The organism is Pseudomonas sp. YQ_5, from assembly GCF_043103305.1.
GTDB lineage: Bacteria > Pseudomonadota > Gammaproteobacteria > Pseudomonadales > Pseudomonadaceae > Aquipseudomonas > Aquipseudomonas putida_Y.
In genome coordinates this window covers 1-22448 of sequence record NZ_JBICJS010000034.1, presented here as the reverse complement: position 1 = coordinate 22448, position 22448 = coordinate 1, and the positions used below count along the sequence as shown (strand labels likewise).

19 protein-coding genes are annotated in these 22448 nt (G+C 61.5%); 13 read left to right on the top strand and 6 right to left on the bottom strand.

Features of this window, described 5'->3' with window-relative positions:
- Positions 1 to 2 precede the first annotated feature (2 nt).
- The 5 genes from ACF8EA_RS06195 (at position 3) to ACF8EA_RS06175 (ending at position 5628) form a co-directional block, all read left to right on the top strand.
- On the top strand, positions 3 to 632 hold the full coding sequence (locus tag ACF8EA_RS06195; RefSeq protein ID WP_033730170.1) for an L-threonylcarbamoyladenylate synthase: 630 nt from the start codon (positions 3 to 5) through the stop codon (positions 630 to 632).
- A 110-nt stretch (positions 633 to 742) separates the two neighbouring features.
- The gene (locus ACF8EA_RS06190) at positions 743 to 1483 is read left to right on the top strand and encodes a ScpA family protein (RefSeq protein ID WP_162149596.1); all 741 of its coding nucleotides are present in this window, start codon (positions 743 to 745) and stop codon (positions 1481 to 1483) included.
- Positions 1470 to 2237 (top strand): SMC-Scp complex subunit ScpB, encoded by a 768-nt coding sequence (scpB, locus tag ACF8EA_RS06185; RefSeq protein ID WP_392521302.1) that lies wholly within the window; start codon positions 1470 to 1472, stop codon positions 2235 to 2237. The genes ACF8EA_RS06190 and scpB overlap by 14 nt, the downstream gene beginning before the upstream one ends.
- 265 nt (positions 2238 to 2502) lie before the next feature.
- Entirely contained in the window at positions 2503 to 3570 is a 1068-nt protein-coding gene (rluB, locus tag ACF8EA_RS06180; RefSeq protein WP_252461646.1) for a 23S rRNA pseudouridine(2605) synthase RluB, read from the top strand.
- 639 nt (positions 3571 to 4209) lie between these two features.
- Positions 4210 to 5628 (top strand): amino acid permease, encoded by a 1419-nt coding sequence (locus ACF8EA_RS06175; protein ID WP_181005296.1) that lies wholly within the window; start codon positions 4210 to 4212, stop codon positions 5626 to 5628.
- A 138-nt stretch (positions 5629 to 5766) separates the two neighbouring features.
- On the opposite strand, the gene ACF8EA_RS06170 is transcribed toward ACF8EA_RS06175, so the two are convergent.
- On the bottom strand, positions 5767 to 6651 hold the full coding sequence (locus tag ACF8EA_RS06170) for a LysR substrate-binding domain-containing protein (protein WP_021783450.1): 885 nt from the start codon (positions 6649 to 6651) through the stop codon (positions 5767 to 5769).
- Between the two features lie 152 nt (positions 6652 to 6803).
- Here ACF8EA_RS06170 and ACF8EA_RS06165 point away from each other — a divergent pair, with 152 nt between their 5' ends.
- Entirely contained in the window at positions 6804 to 9824 is a 3021-nt protein-coding gene (locus ACF8EA_RS06165) for an FAD-binding and (Fe-S)-binding domain-containing protein (RefSeq protein WP_392521301.1), read from the top strand.
- Positions 9825 to 9922: 98 nt separating this feature from the next.
- Here ACF8EA_RS06165 and ACF8EA_RS06160 read toward each other — a convergent pair whose 3' ends face one another.
- From ACF8EA_RS06160 to phhA, 4 genes are all read right to left on the bottom strand, one after another.
- Positions 9923 to 11125 (bottom strand): MFS transporter, encoded by a 1203-nt coding sequence (locus ACF8EA_RS06160; RefSeq protein ID WP_275967371.1) that lies wholly within the window; start codon positions 11123 to 11125, stop codon positions 9923 to 9925.
- Positions 11126 to 11513: 388 nt separating this feature from the next.
- A complete protein-coding gene (locus tag ACF8EA_RS06155; protein ID WP_021783454.1) occupies positions 11514 to 11642 on the bottom strand; it encodes a hypothetical protein in 129 nt (42 codons plus the stop codon).
- Positions 11643 to 11828: 186 nt separating this feature from the next.
- Positions 11829 to 12185 (bottom strand): 4a-hydroxytetrahydrobiopterin dehydratase, encoded by a 357-nt coding sequence (locus ACF8EA_RS06150; RefSeq protein ID WP_003254532.1) that lies wholly within the window; start codon positions 12183 to 12185, stop codon positions 11829 to 11831.
- A gap of 39 nt (positions 12186 to 12224) precedes the next feature.
- Positions 12225 to 13013, bottom strand: coding sequence for a phenylalanine 4-monooxygenase (gene phhA / locus ACF8EA_RS06145; RefSeq protein WP_003254528.1), 789 nt, complete (start codon positions 13011 to 13013; stop codon positions 12225 to 12227).
- Between the two features lie 257 nt (positions 13014 to 13270).
- Between phhA and ACF8EA_RS06140 the strand changes: the two genes are divergently transcribed.
- Positions 13271 to 14830, top strand: coding sequence for a sigma-54-dependent phenylalanine hydroxylase transcriptional regulator PhhR (locus tag ACF8EA_RS06140; protein WP_021783456.1), 1560 nt, complete (start codon positions 13271 to 13273; stop codon positions 14828 to 14830).
- A 92-nt stretch (positions 14831 to 14922) separates the two neighbouring features.
- Here ACF8EA_RS06140 and ACF8EA_RS06135 read toward each other — a convergent pair whose 3' ends face one another.
- Positions 14923 to 15177 carry a DUF2790 domain-containing protein gene (locus ACF8EA_RS06135; protein ID WP_021783457.1) on the bottom strand — a complete coding sequence of 85 codons (255 nt, stop codon included), beginning with the start codon at positions 15175 to 15177 and terminating at the stop codon, positions 14923 to 14925.
- 397 nt (positions 15178 to 15574) lie between these two features.
- Here ACF8EA_RS06135 and acs point away from each other — a divergent pair, with 397 nt between their 5' ends.
- The 6 genes from acs (at position 15575) to argR (ending at position 22196) form a co-directional block, all read left to right on the top strand.
- Positions 15575 to 17536, top strand: coding sequence for an acetate--CoA ligase (gene acs, locus ACF8EA_RS06130; RefSeq protein ID WP_103469917.1), 1962 nt, complete (start codon positions 15575 to 15577; stop codon positions 17534 to 17536).
- A gap of 535 nt (positions 17537 to 18071) precedes the next feature.
- Positions 18072 to 18857: an ABC transporter substrate-binding protein gene (locus ACF8EA_RS06125; protein ID WP_012051577.1), complete on the top strand. Its 786-nt coding sequence runs from the start codon at positions 18072 to 18074 to the stop codon at positions 18855 to 18857.
- An 88-nt stretch (positions 18858 to 18945) separates the two neighbouring features.
- The gene (locus ACF8EA_RS06120; protein ID WP_021783459.1) at positions 18946 to 19635 is read left to right on the top strand and encodes an ABC transporter permease; all 690 of its coding nucleotides are present in this window, start codon (positions 18946 to 18948) and stop codon (positions 19633 to 19635) included.
- Entirely contained in the window at positions 19632 to 20330 is a 699-nt protein-coding gene (locus ACF8EA_RS06115; protein WP_003254520.1) for an ABC transporter permease, read from the top strand. The genes ACF8EA_RS06120 and ACF8EA_RS06115 overlap by 4 nt, the downstream gene beginning before the upstream one ends.
- A gap of 22 nt (positions 20331 to 20352) precedes the next feature.
- On the top strand, positions 20353 to 21117 hold the full coding sequence (locus ACF8EA_RS06110; RefSeq protein ID WP_016711851.1) for an ABC transporter ATP-binding protein: 765 nt from the start codon (positions 20353 to 20355) through the stop codon (positions 21115 to 21117).
- A 98-nt stretch (positions 21118 to 21215) separates the two neighbouring features.
- Entirely contained in the window at positions 21216 to 22196 is a 981-nt protein-coding gene (gene argR / locus ACF8EA_RS06105) for a transcriptional regulator ArgR (RefSeq protein ID WP_021783461.1), read from the top strand.
- Positions 22197 to 22448: the final 252 nt, after the last annotated feature.

The following is a 22448-nucleotide window of genomic DNA, read 5'->3' as shown; positions in this document are numbered from 1 at the left end:
ACGTGAGCCAATTTTTCCAGATTCATCCGGAGAACCCACAAGCGCGCCTGATAAAACAGGCCGTCGAGATCATCCGCAAGGGTGGCGTGGTGGTGTATCCGACGGATTCGGCCTATGCGCTGGGTTGCCAGATCGGCGACAAGTCGGCAATCGAGCGGGTACGGCGCCTGCGCGGGCTGGACAAGTCGCACAACTTCACCCTGATGTGCTGCGACATGTCGCAACTGGGGTTGTATGCCAAGGTCGACACCGGCACCTTCCGCTTGCTGAAGGCGCATGTGCCGGGGCCTTACACCTTCATCCTCAACGGCACGCGTGAAGTGCCGCGCCTGCTGTTGCACGATAAGCGTCGCACCATCGGGCTGCGTGTGCCGGACCACGCCATCACCCTTGCATTGCTGGCCGAGTTGGGCGAGCCACTGATGAGCGTAAGCCTGATCCTGCCGGGCGACAGCGAGCCGATGACCGACCCTTACGAGATTCGTGAACGGCTGGAGCACCATGTCGACCTGGTGATCGATGGCGGGTTCGGCGACCTCAAGGCGTCGACCATCATCGACCTCTCCGGTGAGGAACCGGAACTGATCCGCGAAGGTTGTGGCGACCCCACGCCATTTCTGGTCAACGCGTGAGCCAGCTGGAAGCGCTTGAGGCGCCGGCCGAACGGGCCGAGGAGCCTCGGCAACTGCAGCTGGCGCTGGTCTATGGCGAAGCCCTGACCGAGCTGCCGCTGGACCTGTACATTCCGCCGGACGCCCTTGAAGTCATCCTCGAAGCTTTCGAAGGCCCGCTGGACCTGTTGCTGTACCTGATCCGCAAACAGAACATCGACATCCTCGACATCCCTGTTGCCGAAATCACCCGGCAGTACATGGGCTATGTAGAACTGATGAAAAGCGTGCGCCTTGAGCTGGCCGCCGAATACCTGGTGATGGCTGCCATGCTGGCCGAGATCAAGTCGCGCATGCTGCTGCCGCGCTCCGCCGACGTCGAGGAGGAGGAGGGTGACCCACGCGCCGAGCTGATCCGCCGCCTGCAGGAGTACGAGCGTTTCAAGGCCGCCGCCGAGGGCATCGACGAATTGCCACGGGTCGGACGCGAGGTGGTGGTGCCGCGCCTGGAAGCGCCGCAGGCCAAGGTACGCAAGCTGTTGCCTCAGGTCAGCCTGGAAGAGCTGCTGGTGTCCATGGCCGAGGTGATGCGCCGCAACGACCTGTTCGAAAGCCATCAGATCACCCGTGAGACCTTGTCCACCCGCGAGCGCATGAGCCAGGTGCTGGAGCGCCTCAAGGGCGGTGCCTTTGTGCCGTTCATCGCGCTGTTTGCTGCCGAGGAGGGCAAGCTCGGGGTGGTGGTGACCTTCATGGCCATTCTCGAACTGGTGAAGGAATCGCTGATCGAACTTGTGCAGAATGAACCTTTCGCCGCCATTCACGTGCGGCTTCGCCCGGCGCCAGTTGAAGAACCCGATGAACCTGAATGAACCCCGCGACCTGGCGTCGCTGATCGAAGCCTTCTTGCTCGCTTCGGGCAAGCCGCAATCCCTGGAGCGCCTGTACGAGCTGTTCGAGGAGGCCGAGCGCCCTGAGCCAAAGGTGTTCAGGCAGGCCCTGGAGGTGCTGGGCAAGTCGTGCGATGGCCGTGCCTTCGAGCTCAAGGAGGTGGCCAGCGGCTATCGCCTGCAGATTCGCGAGGATTATGCCCCTTGGGTCGGGCGCCTGTGGGAGGAGCGCCCGCAGCGCTATTCGCGAGCGCTGCTTGAGACACTGGCCCTGATTGCCTACCGCCAGCCGATCACCCGTGGTGAAATCGAGGATGTGCGGGGCGTTGCGGTGAACAGCAATATCATCAAGACCATGATGGAGCGCGAGTGGATTCGCGTGGTCGGCTACCGCGAAGTGCCCGGGCGGCCGGCGATGTTCGCCACCACCAAGGCGTTTCTCGATCATTTCAACCTCAAGAGCCTTGAGGACCTGCCGGCCTTGGCCGAGCTGCGCGAAATGGAACCAGAGCCGCAACTCGACCCGGATGATGCGCCGGTGCCTGCGCACCTTCAGGCGTTGGCGGATGCCAGCCTTGGGGAGGAGGAGGTTGGTGAGCCGAGAGAGGAGACCAGCTTCCGTAGTCTGTTGGTGGAGCTGGATGCCATGGAAGACGGCTTGAAAACCGATTTTGATGATTTGCGGGGAGAAGAGCCTGAGCCTCCGGTGGAGGAGGAGATCAAGGTGCAGCCCTGATTGATCTGTTGCCTGTGCTGGCCTCTTCGCGGGCACGCCCGCTCCCACAGGGGTATCACAGGTCCCGAAGGTTGCGCGTACCTGTAGGGGCGGGCGTGCCCGCGAAGTGGCCAGCACAAAGCCCATTGGGCAGAAAATCATGCCCAGCCCCACAAAACCCTCTACCCTCCAGTGCGTTCCCCTGATGAACCGCGTATGATGCGCGGCCTTTTGGCGCGTTCGTCGCCAGAACCCTGTTTTCATTCCTACACCGGGAGGTGCCCAGATGAGTGAGCAAGACCTGAAAGAAACCGAAATCACCCCGCCATCCGGCGAAAAGCTGCAGAAAGTGCTGGCGCGCATTGGCGTGGGCTCGCGGCGTGATGTCGAGGCCTGGATCAGCCAGGGTCGCATCAAGGTCAACGGCGTCGAGGCTACCCTTGGCCAGCGCGTCGACCTGCACGACGCCATCGCCGTGGACGGCAAGCTGATCAAGCGCGAGGAGGCCGCCGAGGCCACCCGCCGGGTGATCATGTACAACAAACCCGACGGCGAAATCTGCACCCGTGACGACCCGGAAGGGCGCCCGACCGTGTTCGACCGCTTGCCACGGCCAAAAGAAGGCCGCTGGATCAACATCGGTCGTCTCGACATCAACACCACTGGCTTGTTGCTGTTCACCACTGACGGTGAGTTGGCCAACCGCCTGATGCACCCGTCCTACGAGATGGACCGTGAGTACGCGGTACGTGTGCGTGGTGAGGTCGATGACGAGATGATCGAGCGCCTGAAAGCCGGCGTAATGCTGGAAGACGGCCCGGCCAAGTTCACCGATATCCAGAAGGCACCGGGTGGCGAAGGCTTCAACCACTGGTACCACTGCGTGGTGATGGAAGGTCGTAACCGTGAGGTGCGTCGCCTGTGGGAATCCCAGGGCATGGTGGTCAGCCGCCTGAAGCGTGTGCGTTTCGGCCCGGTGTTCCTCAATTCTGACCTGCCGATGGGCCGCTGGCGCGAAATGACCCAGGGCGAAATCGACATCCTCGCCGCCGAAGTGGGCCTGCAGCCGGTCGCGCTGCCAGCCATGAAGCTCAAGGCCAAGGACAAGATGGAGCGCCTGCAGCGCAAGTCGACCCGCCCGCTGGGCCGTGGTGAGCGCGTGCGCAACCTGCGCCCGGCCCACGAAGGTGCCGCGACTGGCGAACGTCCGGCGCGTCAGCCGCGTGAAGAAGCCCCGCGTAAAACCAACCGTGGCAGCACGGTGGCTGAGCGCCCGAGCGAGATGCGCAAGCGTGCGGGCAAGCCTGAGGGTGACAAGCCGGCAGGCCGTGGTCGCGGCAAGCCGCGTGGCTGATAAGCCAGCGTGGTGATCAAGGAACCAGCCTTCGGGCTGGTTTTTTTATGCCTGCGGGAATGTGGCCAAACGGCCCAAGATATTGAACAAAAAGAACTTTCGGACGACTGGCAAGTTCTTGATCCGCCCTGTAAAGAAATCTGTACGAGCCTGGCCGTTTTCAGTCCATGTTTCAGATCAAGCCCGTTCGTGTAAACAAACCTTGCCGGCGCCTCTGTGCCAAAGCCGCCGTCATGGCGCCAGCCACCCTTGCCCAAACCCCCGTCCCCACGGTGTTATAGCCGCCATTGCCTTGTGCACGAGCCCGCCCACAGAGCCGGGCTGACAAAACAACAAATGGAGGCGCCATGTACGCCGATCACTCCGCCTTTGAAGGCCTGTACCACAGGAACGCTGCGTTTTTCCCCGAGGAAACGATGCAACGCGTTGACGCCTGCGCGTTTGCAGGGGTATACAGTGCGCCGCGTTTTACCTGTGACTCTCTTGCGTACCGCGCACTCTTGATCACGCCTGGTTGACCCGCTCCGGCGGCACCTGAGGTCAAGAAACCCAAGGTAACCACCTTGCCCATTCCGCTGCGCCACGAGCGCGGTGGGTCCGATTCCGTCACAGATAAAAACAATGCAGGTGACTTCGTTCATGAGTGGACAAAACATGCATTCAGGCGAGCTAAAGCGGGGCCTGAAGAACCGCCATATCCAGTTGATCGCCCTCGGCGGTGCGATTGGTACCGGCCTGTTCCTCGGCTCGGCAGGCGTGATGAAATCCGCCGGCCCGTCGATGATCCTTGGCTACGCCATCTGCGGCTTCATCGCCTTCATGATCATGCGCCAGCTGGGTGAAATGATCGTCGAAGAGCCGGTGGCCGGCTCGTTCAGCCATTTCGCCCACACCTACTGGGGTGGTTTCGCCGGCTTCCTGTCGGGCTGGAACTGCTGGGTGCTGTATATCCTGGTGGGTATGTCGGAGCTTTCGGCGGTCGGCAAGTATGTCCACTACTGGTGGCCGGAGATCCCCACCTGGGTCACGGCGGCAGCCTTCTTCGTGCTGATCAACGCCATCAACCTGATGAACGTGAAGTTCTTCGGTGAAGCCGAATTCTGGTTCGCCATCATCAAGGTGGTCGCCATCGTCAGCATGATCGGCCTGGGTGCCTACCTGCTGACCAGTGGCAGCGGCGGCCCTGAAGCCACCGTGGCCAACCTGTGGTCACACGGCGGCTTCTTCCCCAATGGTGTCAGCGGGCTGGTAATGGCCTTGGCTTTCATCATGTTTTCCTTTGGTGGCCTGGAAATGCTCGGCTTCACCGCCGCCGAGGCCGACAAGCCAAAGACCGTGATCCCCAAAGCGATCAACCAGGTCATCTACCGCATCCTGATCTTCTATGTCGGTGCCCTGGTGGTACTGCTGTCGCTGACCCCGTGGGACACCCTGGTCGCCAGCATCGACGCCTCGGGTGGCAGCTATGGCAGCAGCCCGTTCGTGCAAGTGTTCTCGCTGCTGGGCAGTGACGTGGCTGCCAACCTGCTGAACTTCGTGGTGCTTACTGCTGCGCTGTCGGTGTACAACAGCGGCACCTACTGCAACGCCCGCATGCTGCTGGGTATGGCCGAGCAGGGCGATGCCCCGGCGGCGCTGGCCAAGGTCGACAAGCGTGGTGTGCCAGTGCGTTCGATCCTGGTGTCGGCAGCCGTGACCTTCGTTGCCGTGCTGCTGAACTACCTGATGCCGCAAAACGCGCTGGAACTGCTGATGTCGCTGGTCGTGGCCACCCTGGTCATCAACTGGGCGATGATCAGCTACTCGCACCTGAAGTTCCGTCAGCACCTTGACCGTACCGGCCAGAAGCCGCTGTTCAAGGCGCTGTGGTACCCGTACGGCAACTATGTGGTGCTGGCCTTCGTGGTGCTGATTCTCGGCATCATGCTGATGATCCCGGGCATCCAGGTGTCGGTGTATGCGATCCCGGTGTGGCTGCTTGCGATGTTCGTGGTGTACATGGTCAAGTCGCGTCGCCGGGTTGATGCGGGCGGTGCTGTTGAGACTGTGGCCAAGTAAGGCGCCATAGGCGGTATGTGAAAACCCGGAGTCAGGTGACTGGCTTCGGGTTTTTTGTTATCTGTGTGGGCCCTTTCGCGGGTGAACCCGCTCCTACAGGTACAGCGTTGCCCTCAAGTCAGGTGATCCCGCCAAAAATCAGATCTGCTCCAGCAACCAGCCTCTGAATGCCCGCAATGACGGCAGCGCCTCATTCCTTGGCGGGTAGATCAGGTAATAACTGCGCTGGCTGGCAAACGCCACACCCGGGCTGTACAGCTCCCCCTTGGCCAGTTCCTCCTCCACCAATATGCGCGGCACCAGCCCGATCCCGATCCCGGCACGTACCGCCTGGATCAGGTGCGAGGTCAGCTCGAAGCTGGGCCCCAGCCGCATCGCACGATGCGGCAAGCCATGATGGGAAAACCACTCGCCCCACGCATGCGGGTTGTTGGCCACATTCAGCAGCACCTCTTCGCTGATCCTGGCCGGGCTCCAGCCCTGGCTGTCGGCGCCGGCCTCTGGCGGCAAGATCACTACCAGTTCTTCGGCATGCAGGCGATGGCAGACAAGCCCCGGCAGGTCGTGGCTGGCCACACCGATGGCGGCATCGATTTCGCTGGTGTCGAAGTTGATGGTTTCAATGCGTGAATGAATGTGCACCAGCATGCCCGGGTGAGCGCTGTAGAACGCATGCAGCCTCGGCAACAGCCATTTCGAGCCGAATGTTGGCAGGGTAGCCAGGCGTAAGGTGCCCACCCCCGATTGATAGGCCAGTGCCTGCAAGGTAGCGCTGCGGATGCGCCCCAGTGCCTCGCTGAGCTCGCGCTGGTACAGGCGGCCGACATCGGTCAGTTGCACCTGGCGCCCCTCGCGACGGAACAGTGTCAGGCCCAACTGCTGCTCCAGGGCCTGTACCTGGCGGCTGACCGCGCTTTGGGTCAGCGACAGTTCGGCGGCGGCGCGGGTGTAGCTTTCATGCCGGGCGGCGGCCTCGAAAGCCAGCAGCAGTGACATGGATGGAGTCAGGTGGCGGTAATTCATTCATAAAAGTCATTGATAGCGGCAGGATTATCCGTTTGCCCCTGACGTGAAACTACAGGAACATTGGCCTATACGTCATCCCTGCATGGTTGAACCCATGCTGGAGCGACAGGTATCCCGTGATCTAGCCAATATCAAGAGGCCATCCTTCGATGATCGCCCAGCTGTCCACCGTTGCACCGAGCGCCAATTACCCCGAATTCCTCGAAGCCCTGCGCAACAGCGGCTTCCGTGGTCAGATCAGTGCCGACTACGCAACCCGCACGGTACTGGCCACCGACAACTCGATTTACCAGCGTTTGCCGCAGGCGGCGGTATTCCCGCTGGATGCCGACGATGTGGCACGGGTCGCCACGCTGATGGGCGAGCCGCGCTTCCAGCAGGTCAAGCTGACCCCGCGCGGTGGTGGCACCGGCACCAACGGCCAGTCGCTGACCGACGGTATCGTCGTCGACCTGTCGCGGCACATGAACAACATTCTCGAAATCAACGTGGAAGAGCGCTGGGTGCGGGTACAGGCCGGTACGGTCAAGGACCAGCTCAATGCTGCGCTCAAGCCGCACGGGCTGTTCTTCGCCCCTGAGCTGTCCACCTCCAACCGTGCCACGGTCGGCGGCATGATCAACACGGATGCCAGTGGCCAGGGCAGCTGCACCTACGGTAAAACCCGCGACCACGTGCTGGAGCTGCACAGCGTGCTGCTCGGTGGCGAACGCCTGCACAGCCTGCCGATCGACGATGCCGCGCTGGAGCAGGCCTGCGCCGCGCCGGGCCGGGTCGGCGAGGTGTACCGCATGGCCCGGGAAATTCAGGAAACCCAGGCCGAACTGATTGAAACCACCTTCCCCAAGCTCAACCGTTGCCTGACCGGCTACGACCTGGCGCACCTGCGCGACGAGCAGGGCCGCTTCAACCTCAACAGCGTGCTGTGCGGCGCCGAGGGCTCGCTGGGCTACGTGGTCGAAGCCAAGCTCAACGTGCTGCCGATTCCCAAGTATGCGGTGCTGGTCAACGTACGCTACACCAGCTTCATGGATGCGCTGCGCGATGCCAATGCGCTGATGGCGCACAAGCCGCTGTCGATCGAGACGGTCGACTCCAAGGTGCTGATGCTGGCGATGAAAGACATCGTCTGGCACAGCGTTGCCGAGTACTTCCCGGCGGACCCCGAGCGCCCCACGCTGGGCATCAACCTGGTGGAGTTCTGCGGCGACGAACCGGCCGAGGTCAACGCCAAGGTGCAGGCGTTCATCCAGCACCTGCAAAGCGACACCAGCGTCGAGCGCCTGGGCCACACCTTGGCCGAAGGCGCCGAGGCAGTCACCCGTGTCTATACCATGCGCAAGCGCTCGGTGGGCCTGCTGGGTAACGTCGAAGGCGAAGTGCGCCCGCAGCCGTTCGTGGAAGACACCGCGGTACCGCCAGAGCAATTGGCCGACTACATCGCCGATTTCCGCGCACTGCTCGATGGCTACGGCCTGGCCTATGGCATGTTTGGCCACGTCGATGCCGGCGTGCTGCATGTGCGCCCGGCACTGGACATGAAGGACCCGGCGCAGGCTGCGCTGGTCAAGCCGATTTCCGACGCCGTTGCCGCGCTGACCAAGCGTTATGGCGGCCTGTTGTGGGGTGAGCACGGCAAAGGCCTGCGCTCGGAATACGTGCCCGAGTACTTCGGCGAGCTGTATCCGGCCTTGCAGCGCCTGAAGGGCGCCTTTGACCCGCACAACCAGCTCAACCCGGGCAAGATCTGCACACCGCCGGGCAGCGCCGAGGGCCTGACCCCGGTCGATGGTGTGACCCTGCGCGGCGACCTTGACCGTACCATTGACGAGCGCGTTTGGCAGGACTTCCCCAGCGCCGTGCACTGCAACGGCAATGGCGCCTGTTACAACTATGACCCCAACGACGCCATGTGCCCGTCGTGGAAGGCTACCCGCGAACGCCAGCATTCGCCCAAGGGCCGCGCCTCGCTAATGCGCGAGTGGCTGCGCCTGCAGGGCGAGGCGAACATTGATGTGCTGGCTGCGGCGCGCAACAAGGTGTCGTGGCTCAAGGGCCTGCCGGCGCGTCTGCGCAACAACCGCGCGCGCAACCAGGGCCAGGAAGACTTCTCCCATGAAGTGTACGACGCCATGGCCGGCTGTCTGGCGTGCAAGTCGTGCGCCGGGCAGTGCCCGATCAAGGTCAATGTGCCGGACTTCCGCTCGCGCTTCCTCGAGCTGTACCACGGCCGCTACCAGCGCCCGCTGCGTGACTACCTGATCGGCTCGCTCGAGTTCACCATCCCCTACCTGGCGCACGCACCGGGGCTGTACAACGCGGTGATGGGCTCGAAGTGGGTGAGCCAACTGCTGGCCGACAAGGTAGGCATGGTCGACAGCCCGCTGATCAGCCGCTTCAACTTCCAGGCTACCCTGACCCGTTGCCGCGTTGGCATGGCCACGGTGCCGGCCTTGCGCGAGCTGACCCCGGCCCAGCGCGAACGCAGCATCGTGCTGGTGCAGGACGCCTTCACCCGCTACTTCGAAACGCCGCTGCTGTCGGCCTTCATCGACCTTGCCCACCGGCTGGGCCACCGGGTATTCCTGGCACCGTACAGCGCCAACGGCAAGCCGTTGCACGTACAGGGTTTCCTTGGCGCATTTGCCAAGGCGGCGATCCGCAACGCCACGCAGCTCAAGGCCCTGGCCGATTGCGGCGTGCCGCTGGTGGGGCTGGACCCGGCGATGACGCTGGTGTATCGCCAGGAGTACCAGAAGGTGCCAGGCCTGGAGGGTTGCCCGCAGGTGCTGCTGCCGCAGGAATGGCTGATGGATGTGCTGCCCGAGCAGGCGCCGACCGCACCGGGCAGTTTCCGCCTGATGGCGCACTGCACCGAGAAGACCAACGTGCCGGCCAGCACCCGGCAGTGGGAGCAGGTGTTCGCCCGTCTGGGGCTGAAGCTGGTGACCGAGGCCACGGGTTGCTGCGGTATGTCCGGTACCTACGGGCACGAAGCCCGCAACCAGGAAACCTCTCGGGTCATATTCGAGCAGAGCTGGGCGACCAAACTGGACAAGGAAGGGGAGCCGCTGGCGACCGGTTACTCGTGCCGTAGCCAGGTCAAGCGCATGACCGAGCGGAAGATGCGTCACCCGCTTGAGGTGGTGTTGCAGTACGCTCAGCGCTAAGTTTCAGGGCCTTGGGGGCTGCTTTGCAGCCCTTCGCGGTACGGGGATCGTGCAAACCAGGCGGGCGGGGTTGCCCGCGAAGAGGCGGTCAGCGGCTTTCAGGCTTCTGTTGTACGGTCCCTGTCACGGCGCGCCTGGCGGTACAGATAGAGGCTCAACACCAACCCGCACGCTGCCGCAGCCGCCGCGAACAGAAACATCGAAGCAAAGCCGAACCCCGCCGCCACCGCACCGACCAATGGCCCGGTCACCCCCAGTGACAAGTCGATGAACAGCGAATAAGCCCCCACCGCCGCCCCGCGGTTAGCTGCCGACACTTGGTTCACTGCCTCCACGCCCAACGCCGGAAACACCAGCGAGAAACCAAACCCGCTCAGTGCAGCCCCCGCCAAGGCCAGTTCGGCGTTGGGTGCCAGCCACAGCATCAACAGCCCGAGCATTTCCACCGACAAGCAGGCGATTGCCACCCTGAAGCCACCGATGCGATTGATCAGGTTGCCAAAGAGCAGTCGTGCGCTGATGAAACTGGCGCCGAACAGGCTCAGGGTCAGTGCCGCATTGGCCCAGCCACGGCTTGCGTAGTACAGGGTGATGAAGGTGGCGATGGTGCCAAAGCCGATCGAGCCCAAGGCCAGCCCCGAGCCATGCGGAAATACCTTGCCCAGCACCCGCAGGAACGGCAGGCGTATACCGCTGACGATGGGTGCGGCTTGCTTGGGCCAGGCCAGCAGCAAACCGAGTACGCACAGCAGGATGATGCTCACACCCATGCTCCACAGCCCGAGGCCTTTGACCATCAGCACACCCAGTGGGGCGCCGATGGCCAACGCACCATAGCTGGCGATGCCGTTCCAGGAGATGACCTTGGCCGTGTTTGCGGCACCCACCCGGCCAATGCCCCAGCCGATCGCACCCGAGCCTACCAGGCTTTCGGCGCTGCCCAGCACCAGGCGGCCGATCAGCAGGCAAGCCAGGCTCAGCCAAGGCAGATGGGTGAGAAAGGCGCAGGCCAGCATGAATACCCCGCTGAGCCCGCAGCCGGCCAGGCCATACATGACCGCCTTCTTGCTGCCGTGGTTATCGATGATGCGGCTGGCGCCAGGGCGGCTGAGCAGGGTGGCCAGGTACTGCACGCTGATCACCAGGCCGGCGACCACGGCACTGAACCCCAGGTCGTTGTGCACATAGCCGGGCAACACGGCCAGAGGGATGCCGATGTTCAGGTAGCCGATGAAGGTGAACAGGACGATGGAGACGACTTGCCCAGTGACGGCAAGGGACGTGGGACTGCGTGCTGGCATTGGGGATCCGTTGCTGCGGTAAGAATGGCGGTGTGTGCCGCCATCTTAACCACAGCAAGGGTGTTTGCGGGCGCAGCTGTCAGCCTGTAGTCAGTTGGTGTAATCGAGCATCCAGGTCACACTGAACTCGGCTTGCGAGTAATCCAGCCGCAAGCGCGGCAGGACGAAGCCGGCCCATCGGGTGAACATGGACGAATGCAGCAGGGCGTCGAGCGCTTGAGCGGCTGGCGCATTTCTGCCTCTTTGCGGTAGGAGGCGCGAGTCTGTGTGGGGTAGGGGCGGGGCAGGTGGTAGTGGGTTGTTACGACGTTGATTTTAGACGGTGTGAAAACGTGATGACGGGGGTAGCCCGCAGGTCAGCCGTTTTCACACAGCCGGGGATGCGCAGTTATTCCTGGTCAGCGCTGGATTGATCGTCACCATCCTGCTCGGCGGCAGGTGCCGGTTCGGCGTGAACGGTCACGGATGGCTCTTCTGGGTTCAGGCTTGGGAAGGGAAGATTCGGGATTTCATGCATCTCGTCGTTCCTCGCAAGTGTGAGTGAAAAGTCTGCGCCAGGCGCGTTTGGAGCTTCAAAAAGCTGGGGCAGGATACACAAGTCTGGATGACAGTTTGGTTTTTTTCCTGGTCGCTTGTCGGTTTTGCGGGCGAACAACGCACAAATGCCCCATGAAAAAAGGGGCCGCTGGCCCCTTTCGGTTGATTACTTCCGGCCTTCAGCCGTTTCCGCCACCTTGTCAGTGCGTGCGCACATGATGAAGTCGTTGCGGTGCAGGCCTTTGATCGAGTGGCTCCACCAGGTCACGGTGACCTTGCCCCATTCAGTCAGCAGCCCTGGGTGGTGGCCTTCGGCCTCGGCGATTTCGCCCACGGCATTGGTGAACGCCAGGGCGTGCTTGAAGTTCTTGAACAGAAACACGCGCTCCAGCTCCATGTGGCCGTCACGTACTTCGATGTTCCAGTCCGGGATTTCGCGGATCAGCTCGGCCAGCTCTTCGTCGGTGACTTTCGGGGCATCGGCGCGGCAGGCTTCGCAATGGGCTTGGTTCAAGGCATTCATGAGGTGTTTTCCGGTTCGAGTTGTTATCGGCAAAGTCGCTCAGGCAGCGACTTTGGGTGGAAACTTCGGTGCATGCAGACCCAGCTGCATGGCTTTGTGGACCATGCCCATGATGTCTTCGTGGGCCAGGTCGAACAGGCGCTTCATGTTCGGCAGCACGAAATACACCGGTTGCAGAATGTCGATGCGGTAGGGCGTACGCATGGCCTCAATCGGGTCGAAGGCCTGGTGCTCAGGCTCGTCGGACAGACTGTAGACGGTCTCTTTCGGCGACGAGAGGATGCCACCACCATAGATTTTGCGGCCTTGCGCGGTTTCCATCAGGCCAAACTCGATGGTCATCCAGTACAAGCGCGCCAGGTACACACGTTGTTCCTTGGTCGCGGCCAGGCCGAGCTTGCCGTAGGTGTGGGTAAACTCGGCGAACCAAGGATTGGTCAGCAGCGGGCAGTGGCCGAATATCTCGTGGAAGATATCCGGCTCTTGCAGGTAGTCCAGCTCTTCCGGGGTGCGGATGAAGGTGGCGACTGGAAAGCGCTTGCTGGCCAGCAGCTCGAAGAAGGTCTGGAAGGGGATCAGCGCCGGTACCCGGGCAACCTGCCAGCCGGTGGTGGCGCCCAGCACCTTGTTGATCTCGCCCAGTTGCGGAATGCGGTCATGCGGCAACTTCAGCTGGTCGATGCCGTCCAGGTATTCCTGGCACGCACGGCCTTCGATCACTTTCAGCTGTCGGGTGATCAGGGTGTTCCACACCGCATGCTCTTGCTGCGGGTAATCGATAAAACCATGCGCATCGGGCTCGCGTGCCACGTATTGCGTCTGTTTCATGAGGCTCTCCTGGTGAGGGCTTTTCTTGTTATGTGCAGGACATGCCTAAAGGAATATCCCTTCACCAGCGGTTTTGCACGGGGGCGGGCTTCGGCCGCGAAGGGTGCTGATGTGGGTTTTCGTAACGATAATTTTACAAAACCCAGCAAGTGTCGGAAAATTCGAGGCATCTGGCTGGTGGAAACCTTGTTTTTGTCAGCTTATCTTTACGACTTTTCTGCGCGGTGTTGAAAAACATTGGCGCTTCGAGAGCCCTCATGCGTATCAAAGTCCATTGCCAGAACCGCATTGGCATCCTGCGCGACATCCTCAACCTGCTGGTGGAGTACGGCATCAACGTGCTGCGCGGCGAGGTGGGCGGTGACCATGGCAACGCCATCTACCTGCATTGCCCGAACCTGATCAACCTGCAATTTCAGGCCCTGCGGCCGAAGTTCGAGGCGATTGCCGGGGTATTCGGCGTCAAGCGCGTGGGCCTGATGCCCAGCGAACGCCGGCACATGGAGCTGAATGCGTTGCTGGGGGCGCTGGACTTCCCGGTGTTGTCGATCGACATGGGCGGCAGCATCGTTGCCGCCAACCGTGCAGCCGCGCAGTTGCTTGGCGTGCGTGTTGATGAAGTGCCGGGCATGCCGCTGGCGCGCTATGTAGAAGACTTCGACTTACCGGAACTGGTTCGGGCCAACAAGTCGCGCATCAATGGCTTGCGCATCAAAGTCAAAGGTGATGTGTTCCTGGCCGATATCGCACCGCTGCAGTCCGAGCACGATGACAGCGAGGCGCTGGCCGGCGCGGTGCTTACCCTGCACCGCGCCGACCGGATCGGCGAGCGTATCTACAATGTGCGCAAGCAAGAGCTGCGCGGCTTCGACAGCATCTTCCAGAGCTCGCGTGTGATGGCTGCGGTGGTGCGTGAAGCGCGGCGCATGGCGCCGCTGGATGCACCGTTGTTGATCGAGGGCGAAACCGGTACCGGCAAAGAGTTGCTGGCGCGTGCCTGCCACCTGGCCAGCCCGCGTGGCCAGTCGCCGCTGATGGCCCTCAACTGCGCCGGGCTGCCCGAATCGATGGCCGAGACCGAGCTGTTCGGTTACGGCCCTGGGGCATTTGAAGGGGCACGCGCCGAAGGCAAGCTGGGGCTGCTGGAGTTGACCGCTGGCGGCACGCTGTTCCTTGACGGTGTGGGGGAGATGAGCCCGCGCCTGCAGGTAAAGCTGCTGCGCTTTTTGCAGGACGGCTGCTTCCGTCGGGTAGGTAGCGATGAAGAGGTCTACCTGGATGTACGGGTGATTTGTGCAACCCAGGTGGATTTGTCCGAGTTATGTGCCCGTGGCGAGTTTCGCCAGGACCTGTATCACCGCCTCAACGTACTGTCGCTGCACATTCCGCCTTTGCGCGAGTGCATGGATGGCCTGGAGGGGTTGGTGCAGCATTTTCTTGATCAGGCCAGTCGGCAGATTGGTTGCGCCATGCCGCGCCTGGCGCCGGCGGCAATGGACAAACTTGGGCAGTATCACTGGCCAGGTAATGTAAGGCAGTTGGAAAACGTCTTGTTCCAGGCCGTTTCGTTGTGTGACGGCGGCGTGGTTAAAAGCGAGCATATTCGTTTGCCGGATTATGGCGCGCGGCAACCGTTGGGCGAGTTTTCGCTGGAAGGGGACCTTTCGCAAATTGTAGGGCGTTTTGAAAAGGCGGTGCTGGAAAGTTTGATGGGAGAGTTTCCCAGTAGTCGGGCTTTGGGAAAAAGACTGGGTGTTTCGCACACGACGATTGCCAACAAGTTAAGGGATTATTCCTTGGGCAAGTCGACTGATTAAATGGCTGTAAGTTAATAGCCTGTTAATCGGGTGGTGAATGCTTCGCGGGTTCACCCGCGAAGGGGCCCACAGGGCCCCCAATTCACAAGGTGTCAGCCGTTAGAGCAGCCGTTCCCCATCACACGGTATTCGAGAATGTGTCTCTGGCCCTTGGAGTCTTCATAGGTCATGCGGGCTGGCACGACTTCGCACACATTGGGCACTTCGCTCATGGAGATGACGCGGGCGATGTCCAGGTGCTGCGAGTAACTGTACTGTTCAACCGGAATCTGCTCGGCATCTTTTGCTTCACCGGCCATCGCCGCGCCGCAAAGACTGCCAAGTACCAATACCAGTAAAGCTTTCATTTTCTATTTACCTGTCTAAGGTCGTGAGGGGGCACGCGGCGCTTATGGCGCCGCGAGTACAGCGAGTTTTAACTATCGGGATTAGAGGGAGATTAACGCTTGCCTTCGTGGGGGCTGTTACCAGTTGTTAATCGCCTTGCCGTTGCTGGCGAGATGAATTTTATGGCGGTGGCCAACGCTGAAACAGTGGGTGTTTTGATAAAGTGTTTTGACAGAATCTGTAACAATCCTGTGCCAAAGCCCCTCGTTTTTCTCCGAAGGGGCTGTAATGCCCGCGCCAGAGCGCTTTGCCGGAACGGGAGTACCAAATTACTACCAACGTCGAATGGCTTTTGTCGCTCTGGTACAGTTACAAACGGTTCCATACAAAAACAACTATTACACCGAGGTAACACAGATGAGTGCGGCTCCACTGTATCCCGTTCGTCCCGAGGTTGCGGCCACTACCCTGACCGACGAGGCCACCTACAAGGCCATGTACCAGCAATCGGTGATCAACCCGGACGGCTTCTGGCGCGAGCAGGCCCAGCGTATCGACTGGATCAAGCCGTTCACCAAGGTCAAGCAGACCTCCTTCGACGACCACCATGTCGATATCAAATGGTTCGCCGACGGCACTCTGAACGTTTCCTCCAACTGCCTGGACCGCCACCTTGAAGAGCGCGGTGACCAGTTAGCCATCATCTGGGAAGGTGACGACCCTTCCGAGCACCGCAACATCACCTACCGCGAGTTGCACGAGCAGGTCTGCAAGTTCGCCAATGCCCTGCGTGGCCAGGATGTGCACCGTGGTGACGTGGTCACCATCTATATGCCGATGATTCCCGAGGCTGTGGTCGCCATGCTGGCCTGTGCCCGTATTGGTGCGATTCACTCGGTGGTGTTTGGTGGCTTCTCGCCCGAGGCGCTGGCTGGTCGCATCATCGACTGCGAGTCCAAGGTGGTGATCACTGCCGATGAAGGCGTGCGTGGTGGTCGTCGTACCCCGCTCAAGGCCAACGTCGACCTGGCGCTGACCAACCCTGAAACCAGCAGCGTGCAGAAAATCATCGTGTGCAAGCGCACCGGTGGCGACATTGCCTGGCACCAGCATCGCGACATCTGGTACGAAGACCTGATGAAAGTGGCTTCCAGCCACTGCGCACCCAAAGAAATGGGTGCTGAAGAGGCGCTGTTCATCCTTTATACCTCCGGCTCCACCGGCAAGCCGAAGGGCGTGCTGCACACCACAGGCGGTTACCTGGTTTACGCCGCGCTGACCCATGAACGCGTATTCGATTACCGTCCGGGCGAGGTGTACTGGTGCACCGCCGACGTCGGTTGGGTCACCGGCCACAGCTATATCGTCTACGGCCCGCTGGCCAACGGCGCCACCACCTTGCTGTTCGAGGGCGTGCCGAACTACCCGGACATTACCCGCGTATCGAAGATCGTCGACAAGCATAAGGTCAACATCCTCTACACAGCGCCAACTGCCATTCGCGCCATGATGGCTGAAGGGCAGGCAGCTGTTGAGGGCGCCGACGGTTCCAGCCTGCGCCTGCTGGGGTCGGTGGGTGAGCCGATCAATCCTGAGGCCTGGAACTGGTACTACAAGACCGTCGGCAAGGAGCGTTGCCCGATCGTCGACACCTGGTGGCAGACTGAGACCGGCGGCATCCTGATCAGTCCGCTGCCTGGCGCCACTGCCCTCAAGCCGGGTTCGGCGACCCGTCCGTTCTTCGGGGTGGTGCCGGCACTGGTCGATAACCTGGGCAACCTGATCGACGGTGCTGCCGAAGGCAACCTGGTAATCCTCGATTCCTGGCCGGGTCAGTCGCGTTCGCTGTACGGCGACCACGATCGCTTCGTCGACACCTACTTCAAGACCTTCCGCGGCATGTACTTCACCGGCGACGGTGCGCGCCGTGACGAGGATGGCTACTACTGGATCACCGGCCGCGTGGATGACGTGCTCAACGTGTCCGGCCACCGCATGGGGACTGCCGAGATCGAAAGCGCCATGGTCGCGCACTCGAAGGTTGCCGAGGCTGCAGTGGTTGGCGTGCCGCATGACATCAAAGGGCAGGGCATTTATGTGTATGTCACCCTCAATGCCGGCATCGAGGCCAGTGAGCAATTGCGCCTGGAGCTGAAGAACTGGGTGCGCAAGGAGATTGGGCCGATTGCTTCGCCGGATGTGATCCAGTGGGCGCCGGGGCTGCCGAAGACCCGCTCGGGTAAGATCATGCGCCGCATCCTGCGCAAGATTGCCACCGGTGAATACGACGCGCTGGGCGATATCTCGACCTTGGCCGATCCGAGTGTGGTGCAGCACCTGATCGACACACACAAGGCGATGAGCCTGGCTTCGGCCTAACCCCTCCCCGGCAATACCCCCTGTAGGAGCGGGCTTGCCCGCGAATGCGTCAGTTCAGGCTAAGCTGTACCCTGACCTCACGCATTCGCGGGCAAGCCCGCTTTTGCATTGTTACCCGACAATCATCGGTAACTGTTCTGTCACCGGCCCCGCACAGGTTCGGGGCGCGAGGAAACAATTCCGGCCCGTTTCGGTGCGTCGGGGTCGGCATTTTGTGCATCGCGGCACGCTACACTTGCCGTCGTACAAGGCTTTGCCAATAATAGGCCCAGGAATTGCTAGGTCTATAGGTTCTATTTCTTGCGCCATTGCATATTCTGCACTGGCTGTCAACATCGCCCGCGGCGGTTTCAGGCGCTTCTATAAGTAGTTGTCGCTTTGAAGAAATATCGACTACCGGGCTGTCGTTAAAATGCCACTCACTCGCTCGTGGTATGCGGCCTTGGTCGAACCCTGCGCGGCTCGCGTTGTACTCATTCGCATATCGGGCAGCCGTTACCTGCCTTGTATTGCCCCGTACCGATGGAGTTACCTGATGAAGAAGCTCGCACTGCTTGGCGCCCTGGCGCTGTCTGTGTTTTCCCTGGTGTCGCAGGCTGATGAAAAACCGCTGAAAATCGGTATCGAAGCTGCTTACCCACCCTTCGCCTTCAAGCAACCTGACGGCAGCATTGCCGGCTTTGACTACGATATCGGCAACGCCCTGTGCGAAGAGATGAAAACCAAGTGCACCTGGGTCGAGCAGGAATTCGATGGCCTGATCCCGGCGCTGAAGGTGCGCAAGATCGACGCCATTCTGTCGTCCATGTCGATCACCGATGACCGCAAGAAGTCGGTCGACTTCACCAAGCGCTACTACCTGACTCCGGCGCGCCTGGTCATGAAGGACGGCACCACTGTCAGCGACAGCCTGGACGAGCTGAAAGGCAAGAAGATCGGCGTGCAGCGCGGCTCCATTCACGACCGCTTCGCCAAGGAAGTGCTGGGCGCCAAAGGTGCCACCGTGGTGCCTTACGGTACCCAGAACGAAATCTACCTGGACGTTGCAGCGGGTCGTCTCGACGGCACCGTGGCTGACGCCACCCTGCTGGAAGACGGCTTCCTCAAGACTGATGCCGGCAAGGGCTTTGCGTTCGTAGGTCCGGCCTTTACCGACGCCAAGTACTTCGGTGACGGTATCGGTATCGCCGTGCGCAAGGGTGACAAGGCCAATGTCGACCGCATCAACGCGGCTATCGACGCCATCCGTGCCAACGGCAAGTACAAAGAAATCGAGAGCAAGTACTTCAATTTCGACATCTACGGTCCAGACTCGAAGTAAGACGTCGGGTTTCACCTGTGCAATGGTGCAAACAGCAGAGGCTCTGGGGTTTGCACCATTTTTCATTCTCTAGGTCGAGGACCTCATCATGTTGAAAGGCTACGGGGCAGTCATCCTCGACGGGGCGTGGCTGACGCTACAGCTCGCCCTGTCGTCGATGGCCCTGGCCATCGTACTCGGCCTGATCGGTGTGGCGCTGCGTTTGTCGCCAGTGCGCTGGCTGGCCTGGCTGGGCGATCTGTATTCCACGGTGATCCGTGGTATTCCGGACCTGGTCCTGATCCTGCTGATCTTCTATGGCGGGCAGGACATCATCAACCGGGTGGCGCCGCTGGTCGGTTACGAAGACTACATCGACCTGAACCCGCTGGTTGCGGGTATCGGTACCCTGGGCTTCATTTTTGGCGCCTACCTCTCGGAGACCTTCCGCGGGGCCTTCCTGGGCATTCCCAAAGGCCAGGCCGAGGCGGGTGTGGCGTATGGCATGAGCCCCCGCCAAGTGTTCTTCCGCATCCAGGTGCCGCAAATGATTCGCCTGGCCATTCCGGGCTTCACCAACAACTGGCTGGTGCTGACCAAGGCTACTGCGCTGATCTCGGTCGTCGGCTTGCAGGACATGATGTTCAAGGCCAAGCAGGCGGCTGACGCCACCCGCGAACCCTTCACCTTCTTCCTGGCAGTGGCGGCGCTGTACCTGGTGCTGACCAGTGTCTCGCTGCTGGCCCTGAAGTATCTGGAGCGCCGCTACTCGGTGGGCGTCAAGGTGGCTGAACTATGATCTTCGACTACAACGTCGTCTGGGAAGCGCTGCCGATGTACTTCGGCGGCCTGCTGACCACCCTGAAGCTGCTGGCAATTTCGCTTTTCTTCGGCCTGTTGGCAGCCATTCCGCTGGGCCTGATGCGGGTATCCAGGCAGCCGGTGGTCAACCTTGCTGCATGGCTGTACACCTACGTCATCCGTGGCACGCCGATGCTGGTGCAGTTGTTCCTGATCTACTACGGCCTGGCCCAGTTCGAGGCGGTGCGCGAGAGTATCTTCTGGCCGCTGCTGTCCAGTGCCACCTTCTGCGCCTGCCTGGCATTCGGCATCAATACCAGTGCCTATACCGCCGAAATCATTGCCGGCAGCCTCAAGGCCACGCCGCATGGCGAGATCGAGGCCGCCAAGGCCATGGGCATGTCGCGCATGAAAATGTACCGCCGCATCCTGCTGCCCTCGGCACTGCGTCGGGCGCTGCCGCAATACAGCAATGAAGTGATCATGATGCTGCAGACCACCAGCCTGGCGTCGATCGTTACCCTGATCGACATCACCGGTGCTGCGCGCACGGTCAATGCCCAGTATTACCTGCCTTTCGAGGCCTACATCACGGCGGGCGTGTTCTACCTGTGCCTGACCTTCATCCTGGTGCGCCTGTTCAAGATGGCCGAACGCCGCTGGCTCGGCTACCTGGCGCCGCGCAAGCACTGACCGCTTTGTGAGAATCGACAGCATGTACAAACTCGAAGTCCAAGACCTGCACAAGCGCTACGGCAGCCACGAAGTGCTCAAGGGTGTGTCGCTGGCGGCCAAGGCCGGCGACGTCATCAGCATCATCGGCTCCAGCGGTTCGGGCAAGTCGACCTTCCTGCGCTGCATCAACCTGCTGGAGCAGCCGCACGCCGGCAAGATCCTGCTCAACAACGAAGAGCTGAAACTGGTCGCCGGCAAGGATGGCGCGTTGAAGGCTGCCGACCCGCGTCAATTGCAGCGGATGCGCTCGCGCCTGTCGATGGTGTTCCAGCACTTCAACCTGTGGTCGCACATGACAGCGCTTGAGAACATCATCGAAGCGCCGGTGCACGTGCTGGGCGTGAACAAGAAGGAAGCCCTGGAAAAGGCCGAGCACTACCTGGCCAAAGTCGGCGTCGCCCACCGCAAGGATGCCTTCCCCGGGCATATGTCGGGTGGTGAGCAACAACGTGTGGCAATTGCCCGCGCGCTGGCCATGGAGCCGGAGGTCATGCTGTTCGACGAGCCAACCTCGGCGCTCGACCCTGAGCTGGTGGGTGATGTGCTCAAGGTGATGCAGGCGCTGGCCCAGGAGGGGCGGACCATGGTGGTGGTGACCCACGAAATGGGCTTTGCCCGCGAGGTGTCCAACCAGTTGGTATTCCTGCACAAAGGCCTGGTGGAAGAAACCGGCTGCCCGCGTGAAGTGCTGGCCAACCCGCAGTCGGAGCGCCTGAAGCAGTTCCTCTCCGGCAGCCTGAAGTAAAAGCTGCATTTTTGCACCAGAATAGGGCATGCTGCGCGGCGAGCGCAGCCTGACCCGGCGCACAGACTCGAACGACCTCAGGTTTCGGACCGTACCCTATGACCACCCAGCGAATCGGTTTTCTCATCTGGCCCAGCACCAGGCCCTTGACCCTGGCATTGGCCGAGGAAGTGTTGCTGGTGGCGCAGCGGGTGCATCCGGATGTGGTCTACGAGTTGGTCTTCCTGCAGGCCGAGCCTGCGCAGGAAGGCGCCTGGCGTCTGCCGGGCGAGCCGTGGCTCGGCCGCCTGGAGGGTTGCCACAAGCTATTTCTGCTGGCCGACGAGCCGCCAGCGGCAATGGGGGCTGCCTTCTCAACGGCGCTCAAGCAGCTGGCGCGCAGTGGCTGCCTGATCGGTGGCCTGTCGGCGGGGGTATATCCGCTGGCAATGCTGGGCCTGCTCGATGGTTACCGGGCAGCCGTGCACTGGCGCTGGCAGGATGACTTTGCCGAGCGCTTCCCCAAGGTCATCGCCACCAGCCACCTGTTCGACTGGGATCGCGACCGTCTGACTGCCTGCGGCGGTATGGCCGTGACCGACCTGCTGCTGGCGGTGCTGGCGCGCGATCACGGGGCTGAGCTGGCTGGGGCAGTGTCGGAAGAGCTGGTGGTGGAGCGCATCCGCGAGGGTGGCGAGCGCCAGCGTATCCCGCTGCAGAACCGCCTGGGTTCGAGTCATCCCAAGCTGACTCAGGCTGTGTTGCTGATGGAAGCCAACATCGAAGAGCCGCTGACCACCGACGAAATTGCCCAGCATGTGTGCGTATCGCGTCGGCAGTTGGAGCGTATCTTCAAGCAGTATCTGAACCGCGTTCCCAGCCAGTACTATCTGGAGTTGCGGTTGAACAAGGCGCGGCAGATGCTGATGCAGACCAGCAAGTCGATCATTCAGATCGGGCTGTCCTGTGGCTTCTCCTCGGGGCCGCATTTTTCCAGTGCCTACCGTAACTTCTTTGGCGCCACGCCGCGGGAAGACCGTAATCAGCGACGCAGCAGCAGCCCGTTTGAGTTGAGTTCGGCGCCGGCTGAAAAAGGCTGACATTTCGGGTGGGTTCGGGGTGTAGGTCTTGAGGTTGGTGGTGGGGCGCAAATCGAGCGCCGCCCGCGCGGCGCATCGCGAGCGAAGCTCGCTCCTACATTTGTTGCAACGTGGCCAGGCCTGTGAGGCCATGGTTGTCAGCCTTGTTTGTAAGGCTCAAGCCATGCACAAAGGCTGGCAACCATGGCGTAACAGGCTCGGCACGTTGCAACAAATGTAGGAGCGAGCTTCGCTCGCGATGCGCCGCGCGGG

Coding starts and splice junctions, on each gene's coding strand:
- rluB (WP_252461646.1), top strand. CDS start 2,503: ATGAGTGAGCAAGACCTGAAAGAAACCGAAATCACCCCGCCATCCGGC.
- ACF8EA_RS06115 (WP_003254520.1), top strand. CDS start 19,632: ATGATCTTCGACTACAACGTCGTCTGGGAAGCGCTGCCGATGTACTTC.
- phhA (WP_003254528.1), bottom strand. CDS start 13,013: ATGAAACAGACGCAATACGTGGCACGCGAGCCCGATGCGCATGGTTTT.
- argR (WP_021783461.1), top strand. CDS start 21,216: ATGACCACCCAGCGAATCGGTTTTCTCATCTGGCCCAGCACCAGGCCC.
- ACF8EA_RS06135 (WP_021783457.1), bottom strand. CDS start 15,177: ATGAAAGCTTTACTGGTATTGGTACTTGGCAGTCTTTGCGGCGCGGCG.
- ACF8EA_RS06140 (WP_021783456.1), top strand. CDS start 13,271: ATGCGTATCAAAGTCCATTGCCAGAACCGCATTGGCATCCTGCGCGAC.
- ACF8EA_RS06150 (WP_003254532.1), bottom strand. CDS start 12,185: ATGAATGCCTTGAACCAAGCCCATTGCGAAGCCTGCCGCGCCGATGCC.
- ACF8EA_RS06165 (WP_392521301.1), top strand. CDS start 6,804: ATGATCGCCCAGCTGTCCACCGTTGCACCGAGCGCCAATTACCCCGAA.
- ACF8EA_RS06160 (WP_275967371.1), bottom strand. CDS start 11,125: ATGCCAGCACGCAGTCCCACGTCCCTTGCCGTCACTGGGCAAGTCGTC.
- ACF8EA_RS06175 (WP_181005296.1), top strand. CDS start 4,210: ATGAGTGGACAAAACATGCATTCAGGCGAGCTAAAGCGGGGCCTGAAG.
- ACF8EA_RS06155 (WP_021783454.1), bottom strand. CDS start 11,642: ATGCATGAAATCCCGAATCTTCCCTTCCCAAGCCTGAACCCAGAAGAG.
- acs (WP_103469917.1), top strand. CDS start 15,575: ATGAGTGCGGCTCCACTGTATCCCGTTCGTCCCGAGGTTGCGGCCACT.
- ACF8EA_RS06120 (WP_021783459.1), top strand. CDS start 18,946: ATGTTGAAAGGCTACGGGGCAGTCATCCTCGACGGGGCGTGGCTGACG.
- ACF8EA_RS06110 (WP_016711851.1), top strand. CDS start 20,353: ATGTACAAACTCGAAGTCCAAGACCTGCACAAGCGCTACGGCAGCCAC.
- ACF8EA_RS06170 (WP_021783450.1), bottom strand. CDS start 6,651: ATGAATTACCGCCACCTGACTCCATCCATGTCACTGCTGCTGGCTTTC.
- ACF8EA_RS06125 (WP_012051577.1), top strand. CDS start 18,072: ATGAAGAAGCTCGCACTGCTTGGCGCCCTGGCGCTGTCTGTGTTTTCC.
- scpB (WP_392521302.1), top strand. CDS start 1,470: ATGAACCTGAATGAACCCCGCGACCTGGCGTCGCTGATCGAAGCCTTC.